General features: G+C 59.2%; 1 protein-coding gene. It reads left to right on the top strand.

What is annotated here, in order from left to right:
• The first annotated feature begins 98 nt into the window (after window positions 1-98).
• Window positions 99-1,061, top strand: coding sequence for an IS30-like element ISPpu17 family transposase (locus IV40_RS10420; protein WP_004577240.1), 963 nt, complete (start codon window positions 99-101; stop codon window positions 1,059-1,061).
• Window positions 1,062-1,070: the final 9 nt, after the last annotated feature.

The following is a 1,070-nucleotide window of genomic DNA, read 5'->3' as shown; positions in this document are numbered from 1 at the left end:
TCCCTGAATTCATAGAATAAGCGCAACGCTTGAAACGAGAGGCAGAGAGCCAGCCACCGGTAGAATCCAGGCTCTCACACCGAAGGATTCAAGCGCAGATGACTACGCATTACCGGCAGCTGACTCAGGGACAACGTTACCAGATTGAGGCTGGCTTGAGCGCCGCAGAGAGCCAGGCGAGCATTGCAAAGCGGGTCGGCGTGCATCCCTCGACGATCAGTCGCGAGGTTCGCCGCAACAGCACCCAGAATATCTACAAGGCTGTTTCTGCGGCCCATGAAAGTGATGCTCGTCGAGCGGGTGCGCGCAAGTTTTGCAAGCCGGCGACATGGCTCAGCCATCATCTCCCGGTGTGGCTCAAGCATGGCATGAGTCCGGAGCAGATCGCCCAGCGGTTGAAGCAGGAGCAGCCAAGCCGGGCGGTCAGCCATGAGTGGATTTATCGGTTCATTGCCGCCGAACAGCGCGCCGGTGGTGAGCTTTATACCTATCTGCGACATCGCCGAAAGCGCTACCGGAAACGCTATGGAAGCCACGATCGGCGCGGGCAGCTGCGTAATCGCGTGTCAATCAGTGAACGCCCAGCCGAGGTCGAAAGCCGCGAGCGCCTGGGGGACTGGGAGGGCGATACGGTACATGGACTGGGCGGTAACCTGGTGACCCTGGTTGATCGCAAAAGCGGCTATCTGAGCGCCTATCCGGTCAAGCGCAGAACGCGCCGGCAGGTAACGCGGGCGATCAATCTGATGCTTCAGGGCCATGCCGCTCACACGCTGACGCTGGATAACGGAAGGGAGTTTGCCGGGCATGAACGCATCGCGCTACGGAGCCAGTGCCAGGTCTTTTTTGCAGACCCCTATTCATCCTGGCAACGTGGCACCAATGAAAACACCAACGGTCTGCTCCGCCAGTATTTCCCCAAGGGCAGCGACTTCAGCAAGCTGACCGTCGAAGCCGTCAATCGGACAGTAGCGAGGATCAATCTACGCCCGCGCAAGCGCTTGGGCTGGAAGACGCCGTACGAAGTGCATACAGGGGTGAGCGTTGCACTTATGTGTTGAATTCAGGCC

It is taken from the genome of Lactobacillus selangorensis (assembly GCF_001437205.1).
In the GTDB taxonomy this organism is placed as follows: domain Bacteria; phylum Bacillota; class Bacilli; order Lactobacillales; family Lactobacillaceae; genus Paralactobacillus; species Paralactobacillus selangorensis.
Note: the sequence above shows the minus strand (reverse complement) of the source record. Positions and strands in the feature narration are given on the sequence as shown.

Excerpts from the sequence above, each read along its gene's own strand:
- IV40_RS10420 (WP_004577240.1), top strand. The coding sequence starts at position 99 with ATGACTACGCATTACCGGCAGCTGACTCAGGGACAACGTTACCAGATT.